Below are 23,791 nucleotides of genomic sequence, written 5' to 3'. Positions count from 1 at the left end.
TCACCTTAACGTTGCCGGCGACGGGTGGCCGACGGACGGGCGGGTGCCGCGTGGCATCCGCCCGCCGCTCGACTCAGGACTCGTAGTGCGCGAGCCCTGCGGTCTCGCCGCCGTCGGCGACGAACTCGGCGCCGGTCGAGAAGCTCGACTCGTCGCTCGCGAGGAAGAGCACGAGGTTCGACAGCTCGATCGGCTCGCCCTGGCGGTGCAGCGCGACATGGCTCTGCGATGCGTCGAGGCCCTCGGTCATCGGCGTGCGGATGGCGCCGGGGTGCACCGAGTTCACGCGGATGTTGTAGCGACCGAGGTCGAGCGCGGCGTTCTTCGTGAGGCCGCGCACGCCGTACTTCGCGGCGTTGTATCCGGGCAGCGCCTCGTAGCCCTGCAGGCCCGCGGTCGAGGAGATGTTGATGATCGACCCCTTGCCCGATTCCTTGAGCGCGGGGATCGCGGCCTTGATGCCGTAGAAGACGCCCGTCAGGTTGATGCGGATGATCGTGTCCCACGCCTCGAGCGTGTAGTCCTCGATCGGGCTGAAGTTGGCGATGCCGGCGTTGTTCACGACGATGTCGAGCCCGCCGAACGCGTCGACGGCGACCTTCACCGCCTGCTCCCACTGGGCGTAGTCGGTGACGTCGAGGTGGACGTAGCGGACGTTCTCGCCGAGTTCCGCCGCGAGCGCCTCGCCCTCGGCGTCGAGCAGGTCGCCGATGACGACCTTGGCGCCCTCCTCGACGAGCAGTCGGGCATGGGACGCCCCCATGCCGCGGGCTCCGCCCGAGATGAGTGCGACCTTGCCGTTGACGCGTGCCATGGTGTGACCTTTCGTGTGTCTCGCGCCCCGTGCGGGAGTGCTCGAGGCGAGCGGGTCGGCATGGAGCGCGGAAAGGACCGCGGGGCGTGTCGACTCCGGTGTCTGATGCATCTAATCTACACCTGTCGATTAGATGCACCGGCCCGCCCGGCAGTACACGCCGGCCCGGGTTTGGAGCTCAATCCACAGCCGGTGGTCATCGGAGGCCCCTGCTCTCGGGTAGAGTTGTCGAGCACGCGGAAACGCGGGCAACGCGGATGTGGCGCAGTGGTAGCGCATCACCTTGCCAAGGTGAGGGTCGCGAGTTCGAATCTCGTCATCCGCTCAGCACATAAGGCGGGCACCGATCAGGTGCCCGCCTTCTTCGTTCCCCGGGGTGCGCCTCACCGCCTGCGCGAGGTCACGAGCCTGCGCGAGGTCGCGCGCCTACGCGACCGGGCGCGCCTCTCGCTCCGGCACGATCTCGCCGGCGTGCACGGCCACCCACTGCACGAGCGGCAGCATCCGCTCCATGAGCCCCTCGCCGAGGTCGGACAGCGCGTACTCGACGCGCGGCGGCACCTCGGGGTAGCTGGTGCGCACGACCAGGCCGTCGGCCTCGAGCGTGCGCAGCGTCGAGGCGAGCATCTTCTCGCTGATGCCCTCCACCTCGCGCCGGAGCTCGCCCCAGCGCAGCGTGCCCTCGCTGAGCGCGAGGAGCACGAGCACGCCCCACTTGCTCATGATGTGGTCGAGCACGACCCGGGTCGGGCACCCCTCGGTGAACACCTCTCCGGACGAACGCCGGATTTCCGCAAGACTTACCGTCATGTGCGTACCTTACGTGAAAGTGGGTACCACCGAAAGGGAATGCGGATGCCGCATCCGCCCGTTGCACCCGGCGTACCCGATCGGAAGGAACCGCTCCTCATGACCATCCTCGTCACCGCCGCCTCCGGCCAGCTCGGCCGCCTCGTCGTCGACGCACTCCTCACCCGCGGGGCCGAGCCGTCGAGCATCGTCGCCGGCGCACGCGACACCTCGAAGCTGGCGGATGCCGCGGCTCGCGGCGTGCGCACGGTCGAGCTCGACTACACCAAGCCCGACACCATCACGGCCGCCCTCGAGGGCGTCGACACCGTGCTGCTCATCTCGGGCTCCGAGGTCGGGCAGCGCGTGCCCCAGCACGCCAACGTCATCGACGCCGCCAAGGCCGCGGGCGTCGCCAAGCTCGTCTACACGAGCGCGCCGAACGCCACGACGGCCGACTACCCGCTCGCGCCCGAGCACAAGGCCACCGAGGAGCTCATCGTCGCGTCGGGCGTGCCCGCCGTGATCGTCCGCAACAACTGGTACTTCGAGAACTACGCGGGCGACGTCGCGCGCGCCGCCGAGTCGGGCGTGGTCGCCTCCTCGACGGGCGAGGGCGTCATCGTGGGCGCCACGCGCGCAGACCTCGCCGACGCCGCCGCGGTCGTGCTGCTCGAAGACGGCCACCTCGGCCAGGTCTACGAGCTCTCCGGCGACCAGGCGTGGACCTACGCCGACCTCGCCGTCGCCGCATCCGAGATCCTCGGCCGCGAGGTCGCGTACACGCCCCTCACGACCGAGCAGCACGTCGCCGCCCTCGAGGCCGCCGGGCTCGACGCGGGCCTCGCGGGCTTCGTCGCGGGCATCGACGCCGGCATCGCGCGGGGCGTGCTCGAGGTGCCGACCGGCGGCGTCTCGCGCCTCACCGGCCGCCCCGCGACCACGCTCGTCGACGGCCTGCGCGCCGCGCTCGCGCCGGCCGCCGCGTAAGGAGCACGGCCACCACGCCGAATCGGATGCCGCGGGCGAACCGTCGCCCGCGGCATCCGCGGACCTTGCAGCACGTACCGTGCGCGATCGGCGCGCCGCACGCCCCCTGTCGCGCGTCGCGCCCCCTCGCACGCGCACGTCCGCTGCATCCCTCGCTCGATTCCTGCGATCGTCGGGCAACCCCTTGCCCCGGCCCCCGACCGGGTGACAGGCTCGCGAAATCACGCTCGATGCGAAGGAGAACCATGCGTAGATTCCGCACCATCGCCGTAACATCCGCATTCGCGCTCGCCCTGACGGCCCTGGCGGCCGCCCCGGCGAGCGCGTTCACGACCGCCGTCGGCGACGAGTCGGGCGAACAGGAGTTCGTCGTGCTCTTCACCGCCGGCACGTCATCGGCCGCCGCGAAGGCCGCCGTCACCGCCGCCGGCGGCACGATCGTCAGCGAGAACACCGACGTGGGTGTCGCGACGGTCCGCACCACCGATTCCGACTTCGAGGCGCAGGCGCTCGCGCAGGGGGCCATCGAGGGCACCGCGCAGAACCGCGTCATCGCCGACGCGCCCGACGACGCCCTGACCGGCGAGCAGGTGAAGAAGCTCGACGCCGCCGAGGCGGAGGTGCGCCAGCACAGCGGCAAGGCATCGGCCGCTTCGTCGGCGAAGAAGGGCAACGGCAAGACCCTCACCGCCGAGCCGCTCGCCCCGCTCCAGTGGGACATGCAGCAGATCGGCGCCACGGTCGACGGCTCGTACAAGACGGAGCCGGGCAGCAAGAAGGTGCTCGTCGGCATCCTCGACACCGGCGTCGACGGATCGCACCCCGACATCGCCCCGAACTTCGACGCCAAGAAGAGCCGCAACTTCACGGTCGACATCCCGTTCGACGCGAACGGCGACGTCATCGACGGCCCGTGCGAAGACGAGGCCGACGGCTCGTGCAACGACCCGGCCGACGTCGACGAAGACGGCCACGGCACGCACGTCGCCTCGACGATCGGCTCGCCGATCAACGGCATCGGCATGGCGGGCGTCGCACCGAACGTCACCCTCGTGAACCTGCGGGCCGGCCAGGACTCGGGGTACTTCTTCCTGCAGCCCTCGGTCGACGCCCTCACCTACGCGGGCAAGATCGGCGTCGACGTGGTGAACATGAGCTACTACGTCGACCCGTGGCTGTTCAACTGCGCGAGCCACCCGGCCGACTCCCCCGAAGACCAGCAGGAGCAGCAGACCATCGTCAAGGCCATGCAGCGAGCGCTCGACTTCGCACGCAACCGCGGCGTGACGCTCGTCTCGGCGGCCGGCAACGGCGCGACCGACTACACGAAGGTCATCAGCGACACCGGCAGCCCCGACTTCGCCGACGTTCCCGGTGAGATCGCCTACACCCGCGACCTGCTCGACCCCGCGACCTGCACGTCGATGCCGAGCGAGGGCAAGGGCGTCATCTCGGTGTCGAGCACCGGCGTCTCGAAGCGCAAGGCGTACTACTCCGACTACGGCAACGGCTACATCGACGTCGCAGCACCCGGTGGCGACGTCTACGACACGCCGACGAACACGCGCGACATCACGAAGGCGATCCTCGCGGCATACCCGAAGTCGCTCGCCGAGGCGAACGGCGAGATCGACGCCGACGGCAACCCGACCGTCGAGTACGTGGTCAAGAGCTGCGACGCCGCCGGCACGACCTGCGGGTACTACCAGTACCTCCAGGGCACGTCGATGGCCTCGCCGCACGCCACGGGCGTCGCCGCGCTCATCGTGAGCAAGTACGGCATCCCCGACATCATCCGCGGCGGCAAGTACCTGCCTCCGGCCATCGTCGATGCCCGCCTGCGCCAGACCGCGGTCGACACGGCCTGCCCGACCCCGCCGGCGTTCACCTATACGCGCATCACCCCGGCCGGCGCGACGATCACCGCGACCCACACCTGCGAGGGCAAGCTCTCGCAGAACGGGTTCTACGGCAACGGCATCGTCAACGCCCTGAAGGCGGTGGGGCGGTAGGCACCGCTCGCCGCTAGGCGGCGACACCCGACGGCAACACCAGCACGACAGCACCGGCGGGGCCGGCCTCCTCAGAGGCCGGCCCCGCTGTTCATGCGCCGGCGAGCGGATGCCGCTGGCGCGCGCCCGGGGCCGGGGTAGCGTGTTCGCATGCACCTGACCCGCGTTCGCCTCTACCCCGTGAAGTCGCTCGCCGGCCTCGACCTCGCCTCCGCGCGGGTCGAGCCGTGGGGGCTCGCCGGTGATCGCCGGTGGGCCGTCGTCGACGAGAACGGTCGCAACGTCACGGCCCGCGAACGCAACGTCATGCTCGGCCTCGGAGCCGAGCCGCTCGCCGACGGCGGCGTGCTGCTGAGCGGCGCGGCCTCGGAGCCCGCATCCGACCCGCTCCGCGTCGACCCGCCGCTCGATGCCGAGCCCGTCGCCGTCGGCATCTCGCGGCAGCAGACCGCCCTGCCGGCGGGCACGGAGGCCGACGACTGGCTGAGCTCGCGCATCGGCCAGTCGGTGCGGCTCGTCTGGCAGCCCGACCCGGCCGTGCGCCCCGTGAAGACCGAACTCGGCGGGCTCGAGGGCGACCGCATGTCGCTCGCCGACGCGGCCCCGCTGCTGCTCACGACCGAGGCGTCGCTCGCCGCCCTGAACGGCTGGACCGACGAGGGCGCAGCCGCGCTCGACATGCTGCGCTTCCGCCCGAACCTCGTGGTCGACGGCGACGAGCCGTTCGCCGAAGACGACTGGGGCTTCGTGACCATCGGCGACGTGCGGTTCCGCGTGGCCGGCGGGTGCGACCGCTGCATGATGACCGGCATCGATCCGGTCACGCTCCAGCGCGGACTGGAGCCGATCCGCACGCTCTCGAAATTCCGCCGCCGCGACGGCAAGACCTGGTTCGGCGTGCTGCTCGTGCCGCAGAACGAGGGCGCCGTCGCCGTCGGCGACCCGGTCGCGATCGGCTGAGCCGTGCGCATGACCCCTCGCCGGCTCGCGATCGGCATGAGCCTCTGGGCCCCGAACCTCTGGAGCGGCATCCGCGTGCGGCGATTCGCCGACGACTGGACGAGCGCGACCGTCGAGCTGCACGTCAACCTCCTCACCCGCAACTACGTGAAGACCGCGTTCGGCGGATCGATGTCGGCCATGACCGACCCGTACTTCTTCATGCTCGTCATGCACCAGCTCGGCCGCGGGTACGTGGTCTGGGACACGCGCGGGGAGATCGAGTTCGTCAAGCCCGGCCGCGGCGTGCTCACGGCCCACTTCGCCGTGCCGAGGGCGACGTCGTCGCGCGGGTGCGCCGCGAGGTCTACGTGCGCGAGAAGCGGCCGAAGTCCGCGACGCCCGCTGCCTGACCGCGGCTCGCGGCCAGGGCCGAGCGGCGCGGCGGTCTCAGCGCGTGCCGAGCAGCTGCGCCCGGTTCCTCTCGTAGGTGCGGCGCCCGAACGCCCGCCAGATGCCGCGCACCGGAGCCGGCAGGTTGCGGCGCATCCAGTCGTCGCCGCCGTCGGGCTGCGCGGCGAGGATCGAGCCGAGCATCACGAACGTCTTGCCCTTGGGCGTGGCGGCACGGCCGTGCTCGCCGAACCACTCGATCTCCTTCTGGGTGAAGGTGCGCTCCATGACGGGCACGATGTTCGCTTCCTCGTCGGGCAGGTGCACGTCGAGCGCCTCATTCACCCCATCGATCGCCGACAGCACGGATGCCGCGTCGGCACGCGACCCGCTCGCCCGCCAGGCCGGCAGCGCGGCGTCGAGCGCCGTCAGGTGCACCAGCAACTGGGCGTGATGCTGCTTCATGCGCTCGACGTGCATCGCGCAGCCCGGCGCCCGCTGCTCGAGCCGGTCCCAGAGCATCGAGTCCTCGCCCTCGTGGTGGGCGTGCAGGCTCGTCGAGAGCATCGCGAGGTGTTCGCCGACGACCTCGGCGTGCGCGGCGTCCGAGTCGCTCACGTGGTCGACGAGTGACGGCGCCTCGCCGAACCCGACCTTGAACAGCCGGTGGATCTCGGCCATGCCGCGCGCATCGCAGGTCTTGGCCTCGTCGTCTCGCGGCGCGTCACCGCTCGAGGGAAGTGCGGCAGCAGGCACGAGGGCTCCGATCGACGTTGGGCGGGCGAACGGAGGCTACTCCGCCCGCCCGCCCTCCGGCAAGGGATCCGCAGACGCCCGCCCGCGGCATCCGCTCGCCCGTCGGCCACCGGATGCCCGGCGCTCAGTACTCGACGTCGTAGACGGCCTTGATGATGCCGTTGGAGTACGCGGCCTGGTCGACGAGCTTCAGCGAGCCGGTCGCGTTGCCGTCGAAGAGGCGCTTGCCCGAGCCGAGCGTCACCGGGAAGATCAGCAGGTGGTAGCGGTCGACCAGGCCGGCGGCCGCGAGAGCCTGCCCGAGCCTGGCGCTGCCGTGCACGATGATCGGGCCGCCCTCGCCCTGTCGGAGCTCGGCGACCTCGTCGAGGGAACGCAGCACCCGGGTGTTGTGCCACTCGGGGTCGGTCAGGGTCGACGACACGACGTACTTCGGCATCGCGTTGTACTCGGCGAAGTCCTCGACCATGCTCGGCCAGACCGGCGCGAACTCGTCGTAGCTCTGCCGGCCCATCAGCATCGCGGATGCCTCGAGCTGCTCGGTGCCCTTGAGCTCGTACGCCTCCGCGACGAACGGCACCTCCTTGAAGGTCCATCCGGCGCGCGGGTGGTCGCCGCCGCCGGGGGAGTCCATGACGCCGTCGAGGCTGACGAACGCGGTGATGATGATGGGACGCATGGTGCTGCTCGCTTCCGGTCGGGGTTCGTTCTGGGTGAGACGCGACATCCGCTCTCATTCAAGCGTCGAACGGGCGAGGGCGGAATCGACATCCGCTCGACATCCGCTCGCGACGGTTCGTGCGCGCGAGCGCAGGGGCCGCGTCCTGACGCTGTCGTATGCGGCGTGCCAGCGTGCCTGGAACTCGAGTTCATCGAGGCGGCCTTCGGCGAGTCGCTTCTCGGCGACGTCCAGGCTCGCCGCGAGCCTCAGCGCGCGCGCTTCGCGTGCGTGGAGTCCGGCATCGGTGCTGCCCGGCGGAATCTCGGTCACGAGTTCGGCGACGGCGCGGCGGAGATCGCGGCACCGGTAGGCGAGCGCCGCGACGAGCACGAGGATCACGCCGATCGTCGCGGCGAAGGCGCCGGCGATCGGCATCAGCGTCGAGAAGCCGGCGAGGCAGATCCAGAAGGCGAGGATGCTGATCATCGGAAGCGAGCGCCAGGCGCGGATCCACCGGCGATCGACCGTCGAGCAGCCCGGCGGGTACACCACGACGGTGTGCACGACGACGCCGTACCTGCCGACGACGGCCGACGTGTCGCCCCAGCGATGGCGCCCGTCCCTGACGGCCAGCCATTCGCGAGCGCAGGCGCTGTGGACGTTCATGACGCCCTGCCGGGCCTTCGGACGGGTTCGATCTCGGTCACGGTCCCGGTCTACGCGCTGCGGCTGCGGGCGATGCCGATCCGCACGGTTCCGAAACGCCCCGGGTCCCGATCCGAACGGTCTCCTTACGGGCTCGCGGTCGATACACGATTCGCTGTACTATCTGGCCATGCCCACGACCGCGACCCTGACCCACACCGCGGCGCTCGCGCGCTTCGGGCACGCCCTCGCGGATCCCACGCGCACGCGGGTACTGCTGGCACTGCGCGAGGCGCCCGCATCCCCCTCAGAACTGGCCGATGCCTTCGCGGTCTCGCGACAGGTGATGTCGAATCACCTGGCGTGCCTGCGCGGCTGCGGTCTCGTCGAGGCCGTTCCCGACGGGCGCCGCACCTGGTACCGCCTCGCCGACCCGCATCTCGCCCCGGCGTTCGACGAGCTCCTGCGCGTCGTGCTCCGCGTCGAACCCGACTGCTGCGACGGGGAGACGTGCGCGTGCTGACGACCCTCAACGCCGAGCGCCGCGATGTGCTCCATCGCCGCATCAGACTGATCGTGACGATCACGATCGGCTACAACGTGCTCGAGGCGATCATCGCGCTGGCGGCCGGAGGCGCGGCCTCGTCGGTCGCACTGATCGGGTTCGGCCTGGATTCCGTGATCGAGGTGCTCTCCGCTGCGGCGGTCGCCTGGCAGTTCACCCGACGCGAGCCGGAACGATGGGAGAAGCCGACCCTGCGGGTCATCGCGATCGCGTTCTTCGCCCTCGCAACGTACGTGACCGTCTCGGCGCTGCTGACGCTCGTCACCGGCGGCGAGGCCGAGCACAGCCCGATCGGCATCGTGCTGACCGCGATCAGCGTGGCGCTGATGCCGGTGCTCTCGTACGCAGAGCGCCGCGCAGGTCGTGAGGTCGGCTCTGCGGCCGCGGTGGCGGACTCCAAGCAGACCCTCATCTGCGCCTACCTCTCGGCCGCCGTGCTCGTCGGGCTCGTGCTCAACACCGCGTTCGGATGGTGGTGGGCCGACCCGGCTGCCGGGCTCATCATCGCGGTCTTCGCGATCCGGGAGGGCATCGAGGCATGGCGGGGCGACGCCTGCGCCACCTCGGTGGGCATGCTCCTCGAGGACGACGCGCACGAGCACCACGACCACGACCACGACCACGACCACGACCACGACCACGGATGATGGCGTGGAACGCCGAATCGCCCCGCCTCCCGTTCGGGGAGGACGAGGCGATTCGGCGATTCGGGATGCGACGCGACCGGTCGGCCGCGAGGCATCCGCTCAGCTGAACTTGCGGCGGTAGATCGCGATCGCCCAGATGTAGGCGCCCACGAGGATGCCGACGAGCCAGGCGAGCGCCACCCAGATGTCACCGCCGACCGGCTGACCCGCGAACAGCGAACGCAGCGTGTCGACGATCGAGGTCACCGGCTGGTTCTCGGCGAACCAGGCGACCGGTGCCGGCATCGTGTCGGTGGGCACGAAGGCCGAGCTGATGAACGGCAGGAAGATCAGCGGGTAGCTGAACGCGCTCGCGCCGTCGACCGTCTTCGCCGAGAGGCCGGCGACCACGGCGAGCCAGGTCAAAGCCAACGTGAAGAGCGCGAGGATGCCGGCGACCGCGAGCCAGGCGCCGAAGCTCGCCCCGGTGCGGAAGCCCATGAGCAGGGCCACCCCGATGACGATCGCCACCGAGACGAGGTTCGCCACCACCGAGGTGAGCACGTGGGCCCAGAGCACGCTCGACCTCGCGATCGGCATCGACTGGAAGCGCTCGAAGATGCCGCCCTGCAGGTCGAGGAACAGCCGGTACGCCGTGTAGGCGATGCCCGACGCGATCGTGATGAGCAGGATGCCCGGGAGCATGTAGTCGATGTACGACCCGGTCGAGCCGGTGTCGATCGCCCCGCCCAGCACGTAGACGAAGAGCAGCATGAGCGCGATCGGGGTGACCGCGGTCGTGATGATCGTGTCGGGGCTGCGGAGGATGTGCGTCAGCGAACGCCCCGTGAGCACACGGGTGTCGCCGAGGACGTGGGTGGTCATGATGCGTCCTTTCCGGTGTCAGCGGCCTGCGGGGCTGCGCCCGCGCCGACCAGGGTGAGGAAGACGTCCTCGAGGGAGGGCTGCTTCTCGACGTACTCGACCTTCGCCGCCGGCAGCAGTTGCTTGAGCTCGGCGAGCGTGCCGTTCTGGATGATGCGACCCTCGTGCAGGATCGCGATGCGGTCGGCGAGCTGCTCGGCCTCGTCGAGGTACTGCGTGGTGAGCAGCACGGTCGTGCCGCCGTCGGCGAGCTGCTTGACGGTCTGCCACACCTCGATGCGCGCCTGCGGGTCGAGGCCCGTGGTCGGCTCGTCGAGGAAGATGATCGACGGCTCGCCGATCAGGCTCATCGCGATGTCGAGCCGGCGGCGCATGCCGCCCGAGTACGTAGCGGCCCTGCGGCCGCCCGCGTCGGTCAGCGAGAACCGGGCGAGCAGGTCGTCGGCGATCGCACCCGGGTTCTTCAGGTGCCGCAGCTTCGCGACCAGCACGAGGTTCTCGCGCCCGGTCAGCACCTCGTCGACCGCGGCGAACTGCCCGGTGAGGCTGATCGACTCGCGCACGTCGCCGGGCTTCGCCGAGACGTCGAAGCCGTGCACGGTGGCACTGCCGGCGTCGGCCTGGATGAGCGTCGACAGGATGCGCACGAGCGTCGTCTTGCCGGCGCCGTTCGAGCCGAGCAGGGCGAAGATGCTGCCGGCCTGCACGTCGAAGTCGACGCCCTTCAGCACCTGGAGGTCCTTGAAGGACTTCTCGATGCCCTGCACCCGGATGGCGGGTGCGGGCAGGGTTGCGGTGGTCATCGTCCGTTCTTCCCTTCGAGGTCTTCGATGGTCTTGGTGAGGCGGTTGCGCTCCTTGTCGATCCAGCGCTTGCCTTCGTAGGCGGCGCTGAAGTCCTCGGCGAACGCGACCGGGTCGGCGCCGACGATCTCGGCGACGGGCGTCCCGTCGGCGACCGCGCGCTCCCAGAGGTCGGCGAAGTCGCCGAGCATCGTGATCATCAGGTCGCTGTCGCCGTCGGTGATGCCGCCGTTGTACATGAAGTACCGCTCGAACGCGCTCGCGGCCGTGCGATACGGCTCGGGCAGCGCTGCGATGCGGGCCTTGTACTGGCGGTACTGCTTCTTCTGCTCGAGCGATCCGGTGAGGACTTCGATCCACTTCGCGGCCATGGTCATGCTCCTTCTGATTCGTCGTCGTGTGATTCGTGTACTGCGGGTGATGCGTGTGTCGCCTGCGCTGCGTCCGCGGTCCCGCCGCGGAGATGTGCGAGCCGCTCGGCCAGGAAGTCCCAGGTTCCCCAGAACTCCTCGAGCACGTCGCGTCCTTGCGCGTTGAGCGAGAACACCTTGCGCGGCGGGCCCTTCTCGGAAGGCACCTTCTCGACGTCGACGAGTCCGCGCTGTTCGATGCGGATCAGCAGCGCGTACACGGTGCCCTCGGCGATGTCGGTGAAGCCCTCGTCGCGAAGCCTGGTCGTGATCTCGTAGCCGTACGCGGCCCGATCCGACAGGATCGCGAGGACGATGCCCTCGAGCGTGCCCTTGAGCATCTCGGTCATCTGCTTGCCCATGGAACACCTCCATTCGAATTGCTATTCAGTGTTGCTGAGTACCACTACAAAGTAACACTGAGTACCAGTACTTAGCAACACCGAATACCAACTTTCTTTCCACGAGCCGCTCGGCCTGCCGGAACCCGGCACCGGCCCGGTCGAAGCCGGGCGTCGCCAAGCATCCCGCGGCCCACGAACGCGATCAACGGCCGATCGCACTACGATCGATGAGCCCTGCATTCACGGTCGAAAGGCCACATGGAACTCCGCGACATCGAGATCTTCCTCACGCTCGCCGATGAGCTGCACTTCGGCCGTACCGCGGAGCGGCTGCACGTCTCCCCCTCGCGCGTGAGCCAGGCGATCCGCGCCCAGGAGGCCGAGATAGGCGCACCGCTGTTCACCCGCACGAGCCGTCGCGTCACCCTCACCCGGGTCGGCGAGACGCTGCGCGCCGGGCTCCGGCCGGCCTTCGACCGCATCGAGACGTCCGTCTCGGAGGCCCGTACCGCGGCGCGCGAGGATTCGCAGACGCTCACGATCGGGGTCATGGGCGCCCAGGCCCACGACCTCGTTCCCGTGCTCGAGGCCCTGCGCGCGACGCATCCGCTCGCCGAGGTTCGGTTCCGCGAGGCGTTCTACGGCGACCCGTTCGGCCCGCTGCGGCACGACGAGGTCGACCTGATGATCAACTGGCTGCCGGTCGACGAACCCGATCTCTCGGTCGGCTGCGTGCTGCGCGAAGAGCCGCTCAACCTGGCCGTCTCGTCGCGGCATCCGCTCGCGGGGCGGGAGACGGTCTCGCTCGAGGACCTCGGCGACTTCGCCGTGCCCGACATCGTGGCGCCCGACACGTGGCTCGCGGGCGCGATGCCCACCGAGACGCCCTCCGGACGCCCGATCCGGCGCGGGCCGACGGTCTCCACGTACTCCGAGGTGCTCGCCGTGGTCGCCGACAGCGAGGTCGTCTGCCCCGTGCCCGACGAGGGGCGGCGCTACTACCCGTGGCCGGGCGTGAGGTACGTGCCCATCCGCGACGCGCCCCCGGTGCGCTGGGCGCTGCTGCGCCGCACCGCCCGCACGCCCCGGCCGATCACTCGCACGTTCATCGCGATCGCCGAGCGCGTGCGGCAGGAGCTCGAGGGCGCCTGAACGGGCGCGCCGAGCGTCGCACGACGGCGAGCGACGCGGCGACGGCGCCAGTCAGGAGCGTGCGCCCATCGATGGAGCGCGACGCTCAGGAGCGTACGGCGATCAGGAGAGCGCGGCGCGCGCCCGTGCGTACTTCTCGGTGAGCCGGGTCTGCGTCTCGTGGTCGAGCTTGCGCAGGCGCCACGGCGCCGTGTTGTCGGCGATGTCGGCGAGCTTCACGCTTCGCGCGACCTCGTTCGTGCGGATGCGCGCGTAGTAGTCGGCCTCGGGCACGTCGGGCGTGCGCGTGAGCAGCCGCACGGCCTCGATCACCTCGGGCGCGACACCCGCCTCGGAGAGCCGCTGCGCCGTGAGGTCGGTGTCTTCGAGCACGTCGTGCAGCCACGCGACGGCCACCTCGACCGACTGCGTCTGCGGGTCGAACGTCTCGGCCACGCGACCGGGGTGGTCGATGTACTCGGCCCCGAGCTGGTCGGTCTGCCCGCGATGTGCGACGAACGCGATGCCCTGCGCGAGGCCGATCTGCAGGGCAGCCGCGGTGGCACCCGAGGCGACCGGACGAGCGGATGCCGGCGCCGGCGCCGCAGCCGGGGCCGCCGACGGGGCTGGCACGACGGGCTGCGCAGCGGGCGCGATCGGCGTCACGGGCGCCACGGGGGCGACCGGGGCCGTGGGTGCCTGGCGGGCCGGAGCCGGAGCGGGCGCCGCGGAACCCGCGACCACCGCCTCGAACTGCTCGAAGGTCCAGTCGGCGTCGGAATCCATCGTCATGTGCTCGTCTCTCGTACTGCGTGCAGGGTCGGTGTTCGTCGGCACGGCGGGTGCCGGTTCGGGTGCATCCGGTATGGCGCCGAGCACGATGCGCTCATCGGGCTCGGTATCGGGTTCGGTGGCGGGTTCGTGTTCAGCGGCGGCCGCGGGTTCGGCCGCAGCCGCGGATTCGGGTTCGGACGCGCGGACCGCGACGACCGGGGCCGGCGGGATCGGCGTGATCGGAACGACCGGCACCGTCGCGCGGATCGGCGTCACCGGCCCGGTCGGTCGGGCCGGGTCGGCCTCGTCGAGGAACTCCGTCCACCCGGGATCCGCGAGCGGGTCGTGCCCCGCGACCTGCCGCTCGAAGCCGAGCTCGTCTTCGAGTTCGGCCATCTCGTCGATGTCGAGCTCGTGCATCGACCGGATCTCGCTCATGCGCCGCACGGCGACGTACCGCTCGGAGACCTCGGTCATGCGCGCGCCGTCGTCGGTCGCGAAGTAGCGGGAGCCGCCGGCTCCGACGACCTCGACGATCGTCTCCTCGTACTCGCCGCCCGGCTCGAGCGAGCACACGTGGTAGCGGAAGCGGCCGGCGTCGGAGGCATGGCGATGGATCGCCGATGACGCGCGTGCGGCCGCACGACGACCTGGGGTCGGTTCGTCAACGGAAGTCGTCACTCGGGCTCCTGGCCGTGGGGGCGGTTGGGGGCGGCGCCGAAGCGCACCCACGATCCTACGAGAGGCCCGGCGCCGTGGCATCCCCCGGTCGCTCGGCGAGTCGCCCCCGGTTCCACCTGAGCCGGTTCCGCCCGCCGCGCGAACCCGCCAGAGCAGGTTGCACCGATGCGGACCGAAGGGCGTTCAGCCGACGGCAGCACTGCCCACGGCGGAAACGCTCGCCCGCGGCATCCGATCGGCGCACGCTGGGGGCATGAGCGAAGACACCCCGGCCCCGCTGCATCCGATCGATGCGGACCTCTCGACCCTGCTGTTCCGCCAGCGCGTCGTCGTGCTCGGCACCGAGCTCGACCAGAACCTCGGCAACCGGCTCACGAGCCAGTTGCTGCTGCTCTCGGCCGAGGACCCCGAGCGCGACATCGCCTTCTGGATCAACTCCCCCGGCGGCTCGGTGACCGCCATGCTCGCGATCATGGACGTGATGAAGGCGATCCCGAACGACGTCGCGACCGTCGCGATCGGCATGGCCGCGAGCGCCGGCCAGTTCCTGCTCTCGGCCGGCACGCCGGGCAAGCGGGTCGCACTGCCGCACGCGCGCATCCTCATGCACCAGGGCTCGGCGGGCATCGGCGGCACCGCGGTCGACGTCGAGCTGCAGGCCGACGACCTCCGCGAGACGCGCGACACCATGCTCGGCCTGCTCGCCGAGCACACGGGCCAGCCGCTCGAGCGCATCACCGAGGACTCGCTGCGCGACCGCTGGGTCTCGGCGACCGACGCGGTCGCGTACGGCTTCATCGACCGGGTCGTGCACGACGCGATCGACATCTACCCCGGCGCGCGCGGGCGCATGCTCGGCCCCGGCTTCCAGACGGATGCCGCGAGCCACCGCCTCGCCGACCCCGCCGCCGCTGCCGCACAGGAGGCACTCGCATGAGCAGCTACACCATTCCCTACGTGACCGAACGGCGCGGCAACGCCGAGCGCACGGTCGACGTGTACAGCCGCCTGCTCGGCGAGCGCATCATCACGCTCGGCACCGAGATCGACGACGGCGTCGCGAACGTGCTGATCGCCCAGCTGCTGCACCTCGAGGCCGAGAGCCAGGAGTCGCCCGTGCACCTCTACCTCAACTCGCCCGGAGGCTCGCCGCAGGCGGCGCTCGCGGTCTACGACACCATGCAGCACATCCGCCCGCCGGTCGCGACGACGTGCGTCGGCCAGGCCGGCGGCCCCGTCGCGGTGCTGCTGGCCGGCGGGGCGCCGGGCATGCGCGGCATGCTGCGACACGGGCGGGCCGTGCTGCACCAGCCGTCGACGCAGGGTCGCGGCTCGATCCCCGACCTCATCATCCACGCCGACGAGGTGCTGCGCGTGCGCGGCGAGCTCGAGCAGGTGCTCGCGCACGACACCGGGCGCACGCCGGAGCAGGTGCGGCACGATACCGATCGCGAGCTGATCCTCGACGCCCCCGCGGCCGTCGAGTACGGGCTCGTCGACCGCGTCGTCGCGGCGCAGCGCGTGCCGGTGCTCGAGCGCTGACGGGCTGTCGCAGGCGGGCCCGCGCAGGCGGGGGCTACGCCGCGAGCACGACGGCGTGCGTCGACCCGGCGACGGGGGCCGAGGTCTGCACGCCGAACCGCCGGTCGCCCGCCGTGAGGTCGAGCACCACGAGCGGGCGCGGCGACCGGCGGGCCTCGTCGGGCGCGAGCTCGTCGGCGACGCCGGCGGCGATGTCGAGGAGCGTCAGCCCGAGCGCCTCGGCCACGGCGGCGAGGATCTCGCTCGAGGGTTCCTTGCGGCCCCGCTCGATCTCGGAGAGGTACTGGGTCGACACGTCGGCCGCGCCGGCCACGTCGGCGAGGATCCGCTGCTGCTCGAGTCGTTCGCGACGCAGGAACGCCCCGAGCGCTTCGCGCCAGAGCGGCGTGCGCTCGCGTTCGGCGCCGCGCCGCGTCATCCGCTCGGTCGTCTGCAGCAGGCTCGCGTCCATGTCGCGAGGCTACCCAGCGGTCGCCCGGATGTCGCGCGGATCCGCTGAGAGCAGAATCACCCGTCTGCCTGCCGGTCGGACGCCGGTTCGGGCGGTTCCGCCAGGTCGGTCGACGCCGCCGACACGCCCTCGGGCCCCGGTGCCGGGTCGGGCTCGCGTCGATGCCGCGTGACGAGGTACGACCCCGCCAGCACGAGCACGAAGCCGACCACGGTCCAGACCGTGATGCGCTCGCCGAGCACGAGCACGCCGGCGGCGATCGCGACGGCCGGATTGACGTACGTGATGGCGGTGGCCTTGACCGGCCCGATCTCGCCGATGAGGGCGACCATCAGGATGAACGCGAGCGCGCTGCAGACGACGGCGAGCACGACGATCGAGACCACGACCTCGGTCGACGGCCAGGCCGTGGGCCACGCGGAGGTCGCGAACACGACCGGGACGTAGATGACGGCCGCCGCGGCGAGCGAGATCGCGACCACGCCGATGCCGGGCAGGTCGGGCATCCACCGGGCGAGGATCGCCGGGCCGAGCGCGTAGCCGACGACCACGACCGCCATCTCGGCGACCGCCCCGAGGTCGGAGCCCGCGACGTCGAGGCCCACGAGCGCGGCGACGCCGAGCATGCCGACGGCGATGCCGAGCCAGTTCGAGCCGGAGAGGCGTTCGGGGCGGCCCATGATGAACGCGATGCCGACGCCGGCGAGCGGAACGGCGGCGAGCAGCAGTCCGGCGGTCGAGCTGGGCAGGTGCTGCTCGGCCGAGCTCAGGAAGTACCACGGCAGCACGATCTCGACGAGGGTGTAGGCGAGCATCGGCTTCCAGCGCCGCACGACCGCGAGCACCTCGTGCCGGAACAGGGCGAGCGGCAGCAGCAGCACGGCCGCCAGGCCCGACCGCCCGAGCACGACCATCGCCGGCTCGAGCTCGCTCACCGCGATCTTGATGAACAGGTACGGGATGCCCCACGCGATGCCGAGCGCGGCGAAGAGGAAGAAGCCACGGCGCGTCACCGGGTCAGTCTGGCGCATTCCGCCGACATCGGCATGGTGGAATCGAGGGGATGATCCCCTACGAGCACACCGCAGGCGTCGGATGGGCGCGCTTCTTCGCGTGGGTCGGGCTCGTGCTCGGCGCAGCCTCGCTGATCGTGGCGTTCACCGTTCCGCTCGCCGCGGAGTTCGGGCGCGTCGCCGGAGTCGCCTTCTTCGGCGGCTTCGCGGTGTGGTTCGCGCTCATGGGCGCGCAGCGGTTCCGCGACGCGGAACAGCCCCGGTCATGGGTCGCCACGACCGGGCTCGTGCTCGGCGTCACGACGTTCGCGATCATGGCCTACGCGATGGTCGCGCTCATCGTCGCGTTCGAGACCGGGGTCGTGCTGCCGATGGCACCGAACTGGATCGCGGGAACGCCCGGCCCCGGCGTGTTCGTGCCGAGCGTCGACGTCTGATCCGAGCACCGAGGTCGGCCACGCGGCATCCGCTCGTCGTCATGTCCTGACGTACGGAACGGCGATCGGTGCCGCGTGGCTATGCTGGCGGGCAGTGACACGGGGTGCCGCACCTGCCCGACCGGGCCCGCGGCTGAGATCACACCCGTCGAACCTGATCTAGTTCGGACTAGCGAAGGGATGTCGCGATGATGGATCGCGCCCGAATCGACCATGCCCACCCGCCGGTGCAGACCGGCCCGGCCGACGCGGAGGCGCTGCAACCCGCCGTGCGGGCCCGAGCGAGACGCGCGGTCGCCGCCGCCTCGATCGGCACCGCACTCGAGTGGTACGACTTCTTCCTGTACGGCACGGCGGCCGCGCTCGTGTTCCCCGCGGTGTTCTTCCCCGCCGAGGACGCCGCGACGGGCGTGCTGCTCTCGTTCGCCGTGTTCGCGACGGGGTTCCTCGCCAGGCCGCTCGGCGGTCTCGTGTCGGGATACCTCGGCGACCGGTTCGGCCGCAGGCCGGTGCTGCTCGGCACGCTCGTGGTGATGGGCGTCGCGTCGACGCTCATCGGCCTGCTCCCGACCTACGCGCAGGTCGGCGTCGTCGCCCCGCTGCTGCTCGTGCTGCTGCGCCTCGTGCAGGGCGCCGCGACCGGCGGCGAGTGGGGCGGTGCGGCGCTGCTCGCGGTCGAGGCCGCACCCGGCGGCGCGGGGCGACGCGGCGGGCTCGTGCAGAGCTCGCTCTACGCGGGCCTCATCGTCGGCAACCTCGCGTTCACGGTGCTCACGGCGGTGCTCGCCGAAGACGCGTTCCTCGCGTGGGGCTGGCGCGTGCCGTTCCTCGTCAGCATCGTGCTCGTCGCGGTGGGCGTGGTGCTGCGCCGACGGGTCGAGGAGTCGCCCGAGTTCATGGCCCTCCTCGAGGAGCGCCGCACCACGCGGCATCCGCTCGTCTCGGTGCTGCGGAGCGCGCCGCGCAACGTGCTCGCGGTGTTCCTCGTGCGGGCGGGGCAGAACACGACGTTCTACGTCGTCTCGGTGTTCTGCCTGAGCTATGCGGCGACGACGCTCGGCTTCGAGCGGTGGGTGACGCTCACGGCCCTGCTCGCGGGCGCGGCCTTCGCGGTCGTGCTGTGCCCGTGGTGGGGTACGGTCGGCGAGCGCATCGGGCCCGCCCGGCTCACGATCGCGGCCCTCGTCGGGCTCGCGGTGCTGGCCGTGCCGCTCTTCCTGGCGCTCGGCAGCGGATCGGCCGCGCTCGTCATCGGCGCCGTCGCGCTCGCGATCGGCGTCGTGAACTCGGCGGCCGACGGCGTGCAGCCGGTCTGGTTCGCCTCGCTCTTCGAGCCCGGCGTGCGCTACTCGGGCCTCACGATCGGTCGCGAGGCGGGCGCGATCGTCGGCGGCGGGCTCGCGCCACTGCTCGCCGCTGCGCTCGTGGCGGCGACCGGGCACTGGTGGCCCGTCGCGGCGCTCATGGTCGTCGCGGCGGCGCTCGCGATCGCGGGTGCGGCGCTCGCCCGGCCCGTCGCCGGGACGGATCCCGCGGGCTCGCGCGTGCCGGCCGCGGCGTCCGGATCGGTCCTGCCGAGCGCATGACATGCCGAAGGGCCCTCCGCGTCGACGGAGGGCCCTTCGGAGTTCAGCGCGAGGTCAGCCCGCGAGCAGCGTCAGCGAGTCGATGACGCGGTTCGAGAAGCCCCACTCGTTGTCGTACCAGGAGACGACCTTGATGTGTTTGCCGTCGACGCGGGTGAGCTCCGAGTCGAAGATCGACGAGTGCGGGTTGCCGACGATGTCGCTCGAGACGAGCGGCTCCTCGGAGTACTCGAGCACGCCCGCGAGGGGGCCCTCGGCGGCGGCCTTGTACGCGGCGAGCACCTCGTCGCGCGTGACCTCCTTCGAGACGGTCGCGTTGAGCTCGACGATCGAGCCGACGGGGATCGGCACGCGCATGGCGTCGCCGTTCAGCTTGCCGTCGAGGTTCGGGAGCACGAGGCCGATGGCCTTCGCGGCGCCGGTCGACGAGGGCACGATGTTCTCGGCGGCCGCGCGTGCACGACGCGGGTCGGAGTGCGGGGCGTCCTGCAGGTTCTGGTCCTGCGTGTAGGCGTGCACGGTGGTCATGAAGCCGTGCTCGATGCCGGCGAGGTCGTCGAGGACCTTGGCGAGCGGTGCGAGCGCGTTCGTGGTGCACGACGCGTTCGAGACGATGACGTCGGTCTCGGCGTTGTACGCGTCGGTGTTGACGCCGTAGACGAGCGTGGAGTCGGCGCCCTTCGCGGGGGCCGAGACGAGCACCTTCTTGGCGCCGGCGGTGATGTGCGCCTTGGCGGCCTCGGCGTCGGTGAAGCGGCCGGTCGACTCGAGCACGAGCTCGACGCCGAGCTCGCCCCAGGGGAGCTTCGCGGGGTCGCGCTCTGCGAGGACCTTGACGCGGCGGCCGTCGATGACGAGCACGTCGCCGTCGACCTCGACCGACTTGCCGAACCGGCCGCCCGCGGTGTCGTACTTCAGCAGGCGCGCGAGCTCGGCAGGGCTGGTCAGGTCGTTGACGGCGACGAGCTCGAGGTCGGAGCCGCGCTCGACGAGGGCGCGGACGACGTTGCGGCCGATGCGGCCGAAGCCGTTGATGGCGATGCGGGTCATGCGTGTTGGTCCTTTCAGGGTCCGGTCTCCCGGTGGTACCGGTTTCCCGGTGGTATCCCTCAACGATGCCCCGGCCCGCGATTCGGCGACAGTGGCGTGCAAGCCACTTGGCGAAAGCTTCTCGCCAGGGCTCACCGGACGACGCGACCGGCTCGCACCGCGAACCCCAGCCCGATTGCGGATGCCGCGACGACCGTCGCCCCGAACGCCGGGAGCAGCGCCGTGCCCGACGCCCCGACGAGCCCCGAGGCGAGGCCCGCTCCGACGGCGATGCCGAGGTTGAACACCACCGGGATCAGTGCGCCCGCGAGATCGCGATGACGCGTGCCCGCCAGTCGCAGCATGAGGGTCTGTGCGAGCGGCGGCACCGCGCCCGACACGACGCCCCACACCACGACGACGGCCACGCCGAGTGCCGGGCTCGCCCCGACCGCCCCCAGGGCGGCGAGCGCGAGCCCGGTCGCGACGGCCGCGACCACGAGGGCGCGGCCCGTGCGAGCACCGAAGCGCCCGGCGAGCACGACGCCGCCGGCCGAGGCGAGTCCGAACACGAGCAGCAGGGTGCCGACGCCGCCCGGGAGCGGCGCGGCCGCGTCGGCGAGCATCCGGGTGATGAACGTGTAGGCGCCGTAGTGGCCGACGAGCAACAGTCCCACGAGGGCGACCACGGCGAGCATCGGACGGATGCCGCGTGACCGGGCGGCCGGCGCACCGGGCCGCGGCGCGGCATCCGTCTGCCCGGTGCTCGACGGCATCGCCGGGATCGCCTCACGTGCGGCCGGGCGCACCGCCCAGCGCACCGCCGCAGCGGAGAGGAGCGTCGCGACGGCGAGCCCCGCGAACGTCGCCCGCCAGCCGACGCCCTGCGCGACGAAGTTCGCGATCGGGGTGCCGATGACCATGCCGAGCGTCGCGCCGCCGAGCACGATCGAGACGCCGCGCGCCAGGTCGCGGTCGTGGACCAGGTCGGCGGTGAGGGCGTTCGTGGTGGCCCACAGCAGCCCGACCGCGAGCGCCCCGACGGTGCGAGCCGCGACGACGAACCCGTAGGCGGGCGCGAGCGCGGTCGCCGCGGCCGACACGGCGAGCGCGACCAGGCTCCAGACGACGACGGTGCGCCGGTCGAGGTGCCGGGTCAACCGCACGAGCGGCAGGCTCCCGACGACGACCACCCCTGCCCAGATCGACACGAGCAGGCCGGTCTGCGCCTCCGTCGCCCCCAGCCCGACCGACATCTGCGGCAGCACGGCGGTGGGCAGCATCTCGGCGGTGACCATGACGAAGGTCGCGGCGCCGAGCACGATGAGGGCCGGCCAGGGCAGTGCGGATGCCGGTTGCGGCCCGGTGGCCGACCGGCTCGAGGTGATCGTGGTGTCGCTCATGCTTCGACGCTAAACTTTGACATCAATGTCAAGGTCAAGCGGCCTGGCGGACTCGGTTCGAACTCGACCTCGGAGGCCTCATGCGCATCGGCGAAGTCGCGACGCGGGCGGGCGTGTCGACCCGACTCGTGCGGTACTACGAGCAGCAGGAACTGCTCAGCTCGACCCGCGAGTCCAACGGGTACCGCGATTACTCCGAGGCCGACCTCGAGCGCGTGCAGCGCATCGCGAGCCTCGTGCAGTCGGGCGTCACGACCAAGCTCGTGAAGGAGCTCATGGGCCTCGAGGACGCCGTGGCCGAGGCGCGCCCGAGCTGCCCCCGCGACGTCGCCGAGAAGCTCGCAGCTGAGCTCGTCGGCATCGAGTCGCGCATCGCCTGCCTCACCCGCAGCCGCGACACGATCCGCGACTTCCTCGCGCGCACCGAGCACGCCGCGGTGCTGTCGGAGGCCGAGCACGAGCGCGAGCACGCCGCGGGCTGAGACGGCGCGCGGCCGGGTCTCGCGCCTTCCCCCAATCCGGGGGTGATCGCTCCGTTTCCTGGCGGTCGGGCCCCTCCTGCTCCGTAGGCTCGGTGGAACCCGTCAGCGAGACGTTCCGTCTCGCGTGCACCCACCCCTACGTGTAAGGAACCCGATGAAGCGCACCCTTCCCGCGCTGGTCGTCGCCGTGCTCGGCGCCGGCCTCGCCCTCGCCGGCGCGGCTGCCCCGGCCTCCGCGACGACCGAACCCACGACGAACTCCGTCGTGGGCACCTGCGACGCCCTCTCGATCGACCTCTCGGGCTACACCGTCGAGCCCGGCGCCGACGCGGTGACCGAGACCGTCGAGATCTCGCCCGCCGTCGCCGAGGTCAGCCACACCGACTACGTGTACCGGACGATCCTCGGCAAGGAGCACGTCTCGCACAAGGACTCCGGTTGGCAACTCTGGTACGACTGGCGCTGGTACTACTTCACCGGTGAGACCTCCAAGCACGTCGAGGTCGAGGCGAAGGACGCCGTCACCGAGGAGCGCGAGGTCACCCCCGCGATCCCCGCCGACGCGACGCCCAACACCGTGACCGTCGTGATCGACGGCGAGACCGTGGTCGACGGCGAGTCGTTCGGCGCCGAGTACGCCCCGGCGGCCTTCGCGCTCGAGAAGGGCGAGCCCGGCACCGAGACCTACGGCACGCACACCTACTCGGTGAGCGTCACCGCCTACGAGGGCTTCGGCGTCGAGCCGACGACGAGCGTCGTCGGCTCGGACAGCACCTCGTGCGAGACCGGTGACTTCGCCGCGGCGGCGACCGTCGACACCGCCACGACCTGCGGCACCGCGGTCGTCACCCTCACGAACGACGAGCTGCTCGCCTCGAAGGTCAACGGCACCTACTCGGCGATCGTCTCGGTCGACGGCGCCGTCAAGGACATCGTCGCGGTCTTCGAGAACCAGCCCGTGTCGAAGACCTACACGTTCGCCGAGGACTCGGGCGAGCACGTCGTCGAGGTCCGCACCGGCCCCGCGCACGGCGACACCCTGCTCGCGAGCGTCACCGTCGACTCCGACTGCGTCGTGAACCCGATCGACCCGGTGGACCCGGTGGACCCCGCCGACCCGGCCATCACGGTGACCGGCTCGCTCAAGGCCGGCGGCGCGATCACCGTCTCGGGCACCGGCTTCGAGGCCGACACGACCTACGAGATCGAGCTGCACTCGACCCCGCAGGCGCTCGCCTCGGTCACGACCGACGGCGACGGCGCGTTCTCGGGCACCGGCACGATCGCTGCTTCCACCCCCGCCGGCGCCCACCGCGTCGTGGTGCTGCAGAACGGCGAGGAGGTCGCGAGCGCCGACGTCACCGTCACCGCAGCCGCGACCACCGGAACGACCGATGAGGGCACCGGCACCACCGACGAGGGCGCCGGCATCACCGACGGCACCGGCTCGGCAGCCACGTCGAACACCGGTACCAAGGCCGGCCTCGCCTCGACCGGCTTCGACGCACTGCCGCTCGCCGCACTCGCGGCCGCAATGCTCGCGCTCGCAGGCATCGCCTTCGGCGCCCGCCGCGCGATCCGCGTCAAGGGCTGACGCACGGCCCAGCGCACGCACGAACGGGCGCCCGGT

26 protein-coding genes, 1 tRNA gene, 1 pseudogene and 1 riboswitch are annotated in these 23,791 nt (G+C 71.4%); of the genes and pseudogenes, 14 read left to right on the top strand and 14 right to left on the bottom strand.

The window, feature by feature from the left end:
- Positions 1-73: 73 nt before the first annotated feature.
- Positions 74-814 carry a glucose 1-dehydrogenase gene (locus tag ACFVS8_RS13655; RefSeq protein WP_387063097.1) on the bottom strand — a complete coding sequence of 247 codons (741 nt, stop codon included), beginning with the start codon at positions 812-814 and terminating at the stop codon, positions 74-76.
- Positions 815-1,067: 253 nt separating this feature from the next.
- Here ACFVS8_RS13655 and ACFVS8_RS13650 point away from each other — a divergent pair.
- Positions 1,068-1,139: transfer RNA gene (locus ACFVS8_RS13650), tRNA-Gly, on the top strand.
- 101 nt (positions 1,140-1,240) lie between these two features.
- Here the strand turns inward: ACFVS8_RS13650 and ACFVS8_RS13645 are convergent.
- A complete protein-coding gene (locus ACFVS8_RS13645) occupies positions 1,241-1,624 on the bottom strand; it encodes a winged helix-turn-helix transcriptional regulator (protein WP_387063094.1) in 384 nt (127 codons plus the stop codon).
- Between the two features lie 99 nt (positions 1,625-1,723).
- Between ACFVS8_RS13645 and ACFVS8_RS13640 the strand changes: the two genes are divergently transcribed.
- The 4 genes and pseudogenes from ACFVS8_RS13640 to ACFVS8_RS13625 form a co-directional block, all read left to right on the top strand.
- Positions 1,724-2,593: an SDR family oxidoreductase gene (locus ACFVS8_RS13640; RefSeq protein WP_387063091.1), complete on the top strand. Its 870-nt coding sequence runs from the start codon at positions 1,724-1,726 to the stop codon at positions 2,591-2,593.
- Between the two features lie 245 nt (positions 2,594-2,838).
- Positions 2,839-4,605, top strand: a complete 1,767-nt coding sequence (locus tag ACFVS8_RS13635; RefSeq protein WP_387063089.1) for a S8 family serine peptidase — start codon at positions 2,839-2,841, stop codon at positions 4,603-4,605.
- 150 nt (positions 4,606-4,755) lie between these two features.
- Complete coding sequence (locus ACFVS8_RS13630; RefSeq protein WP_387063087.1) at positions 4,756-5,565, top strand: MOSC domain-containing protein; 810 nt, start codon at positions 4,756-4,758, stop codon at positions 5,563-5,565.
- Positions 5,566-5,574: 9 nt separating this feature from the next.
- Positions 5,575-5,823, top strand: a pseudogene (locus tag ACFVS8_RS13625) (DUF4442 domain-containing protein); the annotation flags it as partial.
- Between the two features lie 171 nt (positions 5,824-5,994).
- On the opposite strand, the gene ACFVS8_RS13620 reads toward ACFVS8_RS13625, so the two are convergent.
- From ACFVS8_RS13620 to ACFVS8_RS13610, 3 genes are all read right to left on the bottom strand, one after another.
- Positions 5,995-6,693 (bottom strand): hemerythrin domain-containing protein, encoded by a 699-nt coding sequence (locus ACFVS8_RS13620; protein WP_387063084.1) that lies wholly within the window; start codon positions 6,691-6,693, stop codon positions 5,995-5,997.
- 124 nt (positions 6,694-6,817) lie between these two features.
- Positions 6,818-7,372, bottom strand: coding sequence for a dihydrofolate reductase family protein (locus ACFVS8_RS13615; protein ID WP_387063081.1), 555 nt, complete (start codon positions 7,370-7,372; stop codon positions 6,818-6,820).
- A 54-nt stretch (positions 7,373-7,426) separates the two neighbouring features.
- Positions 7,427-8,020: a DUF6611 family protein gene (locus ACFVS8_RS13610; protein ID WP_387063078.1), complete on the bottom strand. Its 594-nt coding sequence runs from the start codon at positions 8,018-8,020 to the stop codon at positions 7,427-7,429.
- Positions 8,021-8,189: 169 nt separating this feature from the next.
- Here ACFVS8_RS13610 and ACFVS8_RS13605 point away from each other — a divergent pair, with 169 nt between their 5' ends.
- Together ACFVS8_RS13605 and ACFVS8_RS13600 are read left to right on the top strand one after the other, a co-directional pair.
- A complete protein-coding gene (locus ACFVS8_RS13605; RefSeq protein ID WP_387063075.1) occupies positions 8,190-8,522 on the top strand; it encodes an ArsR/SmtB family transcription factor in 333 nt (110 codons plus the stop codon).
- A complete protein-coding gene (locus tag ACFVS8_RS13600; protein WP_387063887.1) occupies positions 8,519-9,211 on the top strand; it encodes a cation diffusion facilitator family transporter in 693 nt (230 codons plus the stop codon). Before ACFVS8_RS13605 ends, ACFVS8_RS13600 begins: the two co-directional genes overlap by 4 nt.
- A 99-nt stretch (positions 9,212-9,310) precedes the next feature.
- On the opposite strand, the gene ACFVS8_RS13595 is transcribed toward ACFVS8_RS13600, so the two are convergent.
- From ACFVS8_RS13595 to ACFVS8_RS13580, 4 genes are read right to left on the bottom strand one after another with little or no spacing between them, the layout of a single operon-like run.
- On the bottom strand, positions 9,311-10,075 hold the full coding sequence (locus ACFVS8_RS13595) for an ABC transporter permease (protein ID WP_387063072.1): 765 nt from the start codon (positions 10,073-10,075) through the stop codon (positions 9,311-9,313).
- The gene (locus tag ACFVS8_RS13590; RefSeq protein WP_387063069.1) at positions 10,072-10,878 is read right to left on the bottom strand and encodes an ABC transporter ATP-binding protein; all 807 of its coding nucleotides are present in this window, start codon (positions 10,876-10,878) and stop codon (positions 10,072-10,074) included. The genes ACFVS8_RS13595 and ACFVS8_RS13590 overlap by 4 nt, the downstream gene beginning before the upstream one ends.
- Positions 10,875-11,249: a DUF1048 domain-containing protein gene (locus ACFVS8_RS13585; protein WP_387063066.1), complete on the bottom strand. Its 375-nt coding sequence runs from the start codon at positions 11,247-11,249 to the stop codon at positions 10,875-10,877. The genes ACFVS8_RS13590 and ACFVS8_RS13585 overlap by 4 nt, the downstream gene beginning before the upstream one ends.
- Positions 11,250-11,251: 2 nt before the next feature.
- A complete protein-coding gene (locus ACFVS8_RS13580) occupies positions 11,252-11,650 on the bottom strand; it encodes a PadR family transcriptional regulator (protein WP_387063063.1) in 399 nt (132 codons plus the stop codon).
- A gap of 240 nt (positions 11,651-11,890) precedes the next feature.
- Here ACFVS8_RS13580 and ACFVS8_RS13575 point away from each other — a divergent pair, with 240 nt between their 5' ends.
- Entirely contained in the window at positions 11,891-12,784 is an 894-nt protein-coding gene (locus ACFVS8_RS13575; RefSeq protein ID WP_387063060.1) for a LysR family transcriptional regulator, read from the top strand.
- Between the two features lie 102 nt (positions 12,785-12,886).
- On the opposite strand, the gene ACFVS8_RS13570 is transcribed toward ACFVS8_RS13575, so the two are convergent.
- Entirely contained in the window at positions 12,887-14,218 is a 1,332-nt protein-coding gene (locus ACFVS8_RS13570; RefSeq protein ID WP_387063057.1) for a hypothetical protein, read from the bottom strand.
- 253 nt (positions 14,219-14,471) lie between these two features.
- On the opposite strand from ACFVS8_RS13570, the gene ACFVS8_RS13565 reads away from it, so the two are divergent.
- A complete protein-coding gene (locus ACFVS8_RS13565) occupies positions 14,472-15,155 on the top strand; it encodes a ClpP family protease (RefSeq protein WP_387063054.1) in 684 nt (227 codons plus the stop codon).
- The gene (locus ACFVS8_RS13560) at positions 15,152-15,760 is read left to right on the top strand and encodes a ClpP family protease (RefSeq protein WP_387063051.1); all 609 of its coding nucleotides are present in this window, start codon (positions 15,152-15,154) and stop codon (positions 15,758-15,760) included. Before ACFVS8_RS13565 ends, ACFVS8_RS13560 begins: the two co-directional genes overlap by 4 nt.
- A 34-nt stretch (positions 15,761-15,794) precedes the next feature.
- Here ACFVS8_RS13560 and ACFVS8_RS13555 read toward each other — a convergent pair whose 3' ends face one another.
- On the bottom strand, positions 15,795-16,211 hold the full coding sequence (locus tag ACFVS8_RS13555; RefSeq protein WP_387063048.1) for a helix-turn-helix domain-containing protein: 417 nt from the start codon (positions 16,209-16,211) through the stop codon (positions 15,795-15,797).
- 56 nt (positions 16,212-16,267) lie between these two features.
- Positions 16,268-17,224 (bottom strand): DMT family transporter, encoded by a 957-nt coding sequence (locus ACFVS8_RS13550; protein ID WP_387063046.1) that lies wholly within the window; start codon positions 17,222-17,224, stop codon positions 16,268-16,270.
- Positions 17,225-17,274: 50 nt separating this feature from the next.
- Between ACFVS8_RS13550 and ACFVS8_RS13545 the strand changes: the two genes are divergently transcribed.
- Positions 17,275-17,661, top strand: a complete 387-nt coding sequence (locus ACFVS8_RS13545; RefSeq protein ID WP_387063043.1) for a hypothetical protein — start codon at positions 17,275-17,277, stop codon at positions 17,659-17,661.
- Between the two features lie 90 nt (positions 17,662-17,751).
- A riboswitch (TPP riboswitch) is annotated at positions 17,752-17,859 on the top strand.
- Positions 17,853-19,247: an MFS transporter gene (locus tag ACFVS8_RS13540; protein ID WP_387063040.1), complete on the top strand. Its 1,395-nt coding sequence runs from the start codon at positions 17,853-17,855 to the stop codon at positions 19,245-19,247. Its footprint overlaps the riboswitch before it by 7 nt.
- A gap of 54 nt (positions 19,248-19,301) precedes the next feature.
- Here ACFVS8_RS13540 and gap read toward each other — a convergent pair whose 3' ends face one another.
- Positions 19,302-20,297, bottom strand: coding sequence for a type I glyceraldehyde-3-phosphate dehydrogenase (gap, locus tag ACFVS8_RS13535; protein WP_387063037.1), 996 nt, complete (start codon positions 20,295-20,297; stop codon positions 19,302-19,304).
- Between the two features lie 131 nt (positions 20,298-20,428).
- Positions 20,429-21,679, bottom strand: a complete 1,251-nt coding sequence (locus tag ACFVS8_RS13530) for an MFS transporter (RefSeq protein WP_387063034.1) — start codon at positions 21,677-21,679, stop codon at positions 20,429-20,431.
- 80 nt (positions 21,680-21,759) lie between these two features.
- Between ACFVS8_RS13530 and ACFVS8_RS13525 the strand changes: the two genes are divergently transcribed.
- Complete coding sequence (locus tag ACFVS8_RS13525; RefSeq protein ID WP_387063031.1) at positions 21,760-22,161, top strand: MerR family transcriptional regulator; 402 nt, start codon at positions 21,760-21,762, stop codon at positions 22,159-22,161.
- A 154-nt stretch (positions 22,162-22,315) separates the two neighbouring features.
- Positions 22,316-23,755, top strand: coding sequence for a hypothetical protein (locus tag ACFVS8_RS13520; RefSeq protein WP_387063028.1), 1,440 nt, complete (start codon positions 22,316-22,318; stop codon positions 23,753-23,755).
- Positions 23,756-23,791: the final 36 nt, after the last annotated feature.

This window comes from Agromyces sp. NPDC058110 (genome assembly GCF_042884735.1).
GTDB lineage: Bacteria > Actinomycetota > Actinomycetes > Actinomycetales > Microbacteriaceae > Agromyces.
This window is presented reverse-complemented; position numbering and strand designations above follow the sequence as displayed.

Excerpts from the sequence above, each read along its gene's own strand:
- gap (WP_387063037.1), bottom strand. The coding sequence starts at position 20,297 with ATGACCCGCATCGCCATCAACGGCTTCGGCCGCATCGGCCGCAACGTC.
- ACFVS8_RS13640 (WP_387063091.1), top strand. The coding sequence starts at position 1,724 with ATGACCATCCTCGTCACCGCCGCCTCCGGCCAGCTCGGCCGCCTCGTC.
- ACFVS8_RS13645 (WP_387063094.1), bottom strand. The coding sequence starts at position 1,624 with ATGACGGTAAGTCTTGCGGAAATCCGGCGTTCGTCCGGAGAGGTGTTC.
- ACFVS8_RS13520 (WP_387063028.1), top strand. The coding sequence starts at position 22,316 with ATGAAGCGCACCCTTCCCGCGCTGGTCGTCGCCGTGCTCGGCGCCGGC.
- ACFVS8_RS13560 (WP_387063051.1), top strand. The coding sequence starts at position 15,152 with ATGAGCAGCTACACCATTCCCTACGTGACCGAACGGCGCGGCAACGCC.
- ACFVS8_RS13655 (WP_387063097.1), bottom strand. The coding sequence starts at position 814 with ATGGCACGCGTCAACGGCAAGGTCGCACTCATCTCGGGCGGAGCCCGC.
- ACFVS8_RS13630 (WP_387063087.1), top strand. The coding sequence starts at position 4,756 with ATGCACCTGACCCGCGTTCGCCTCTACCCCGTGAAGTCGCTCGCCGGC.
- ACFVS8_RS13635 (WP_387063089.1), top strand. The coding sequence starts at position 2,839 with ATGCGTAGATTCCGCACCATCGCCGTAACATCCGCATTCGCGCTCGCC.
- ACFVS8_RS13545 (WP_387063043.1), top strand. The coding sequence starts at position 17,275 with ATGATCCCCTACGAGCACACCGCAGGCGTCGGATGGGCGCGCTTCTTC.
- ACFVS8_RS13530 (WP_387063034.1), bottom strand. The coding sequence starts at position 21,679 with ATGAGCGACACCACGATCACCTCGAGCCGGTCGGCCACCGGGCCGCAA.
- ACFVS8_RS13615 (WP_387063081.1), bottom strand. The coding sequence starts at position 7,372 with ATGCGTCCCATCATCATCACCGCGTTCGTCAGCCTCGACGGCGTCATG.
- ACFVS8_RS13585 (WP_387063066.1), bottom strand. The coding sequence starts at position 11,249 with ATGGCCGCGAAGTGGATCGAAGTCCTCACCGGATCGCTCGAGCAGAAG.
- ACFVS8_RS13595 (WP_387063072.1), bottom strand. The coding sequence starts at position 10,075 with ATGACCACCCACGTCCTCGGCGACACCCGTGTGCTCACGGGGCGTTCG.
- ACFVS8_RS13580 (WP_387063063.1), bottom strand. The coding sequence starts at position 11,650 with ATGGGCAAGCAGATGACCGAGATGCTCAAGGGCACGCTCGAGGGCATC.
- ACFVS8_RS13590 (WP_387063069.1), bottom strand. The coding sequence starts at position 10,878 with ATGACCACCGCAACCCTGCCCGCACCCGCCATCCGGGTGCAGGGCATC.
- ACFVS8_RS13525 (WP_387063031.1), top strand. The coding sequence starts at position 21,760 with ATGCGCATCGGCGAAGTCGCGACGCGGGCGGGCGTGTCGACCCGACTC.
- ACFVS8_RS13565 (WP_387063054.1), top strand. The coding sequence starts at position 14,472 with ATGAGCGAAGACACCCCGGCCCCGCTGCATCCGATCGATGCGGACCTC.
- ACFVS8_RS13540 (WP_387063040.1), top strand. The coding sequence starts at position 17,853 with ATGGATCGCGCCCGAATCGACCATGCCCACCCGCCGGTGCAGACCGGC.
- ACFVS8_RS13575 (WP_387063060.1), top strand. The coding sequence starts at position 11,891 with ATGGAACTCCGCGACATCGAGATCTTCCTCACGCTCGCCGATGAGCTG.
- ACFVS8_RS13610 (WP_387063078.1), bottom strand. The coding sequence starts at position 8,020 with ATGAACGTCCACAGCGCCTGCGCTCGCGAATGGCTGGCCGTCAGGGAC.
- ACFVS8_RS13605 (WP_387063075.1), top strand. The coding sequence starts at position 8,190 with ATGCCCACGACCGCGACCCTGACCCACACCGCGGCGCTCGCGCGCTTC.
- ACFVS8_RS13555 (WP_387063048.1), bottom strand. The coding sequence starts at position 16,211 with ATGGACGCGAGCCTGCTGCAGACGACCGAGCGGATGACGCGGCGCGGC.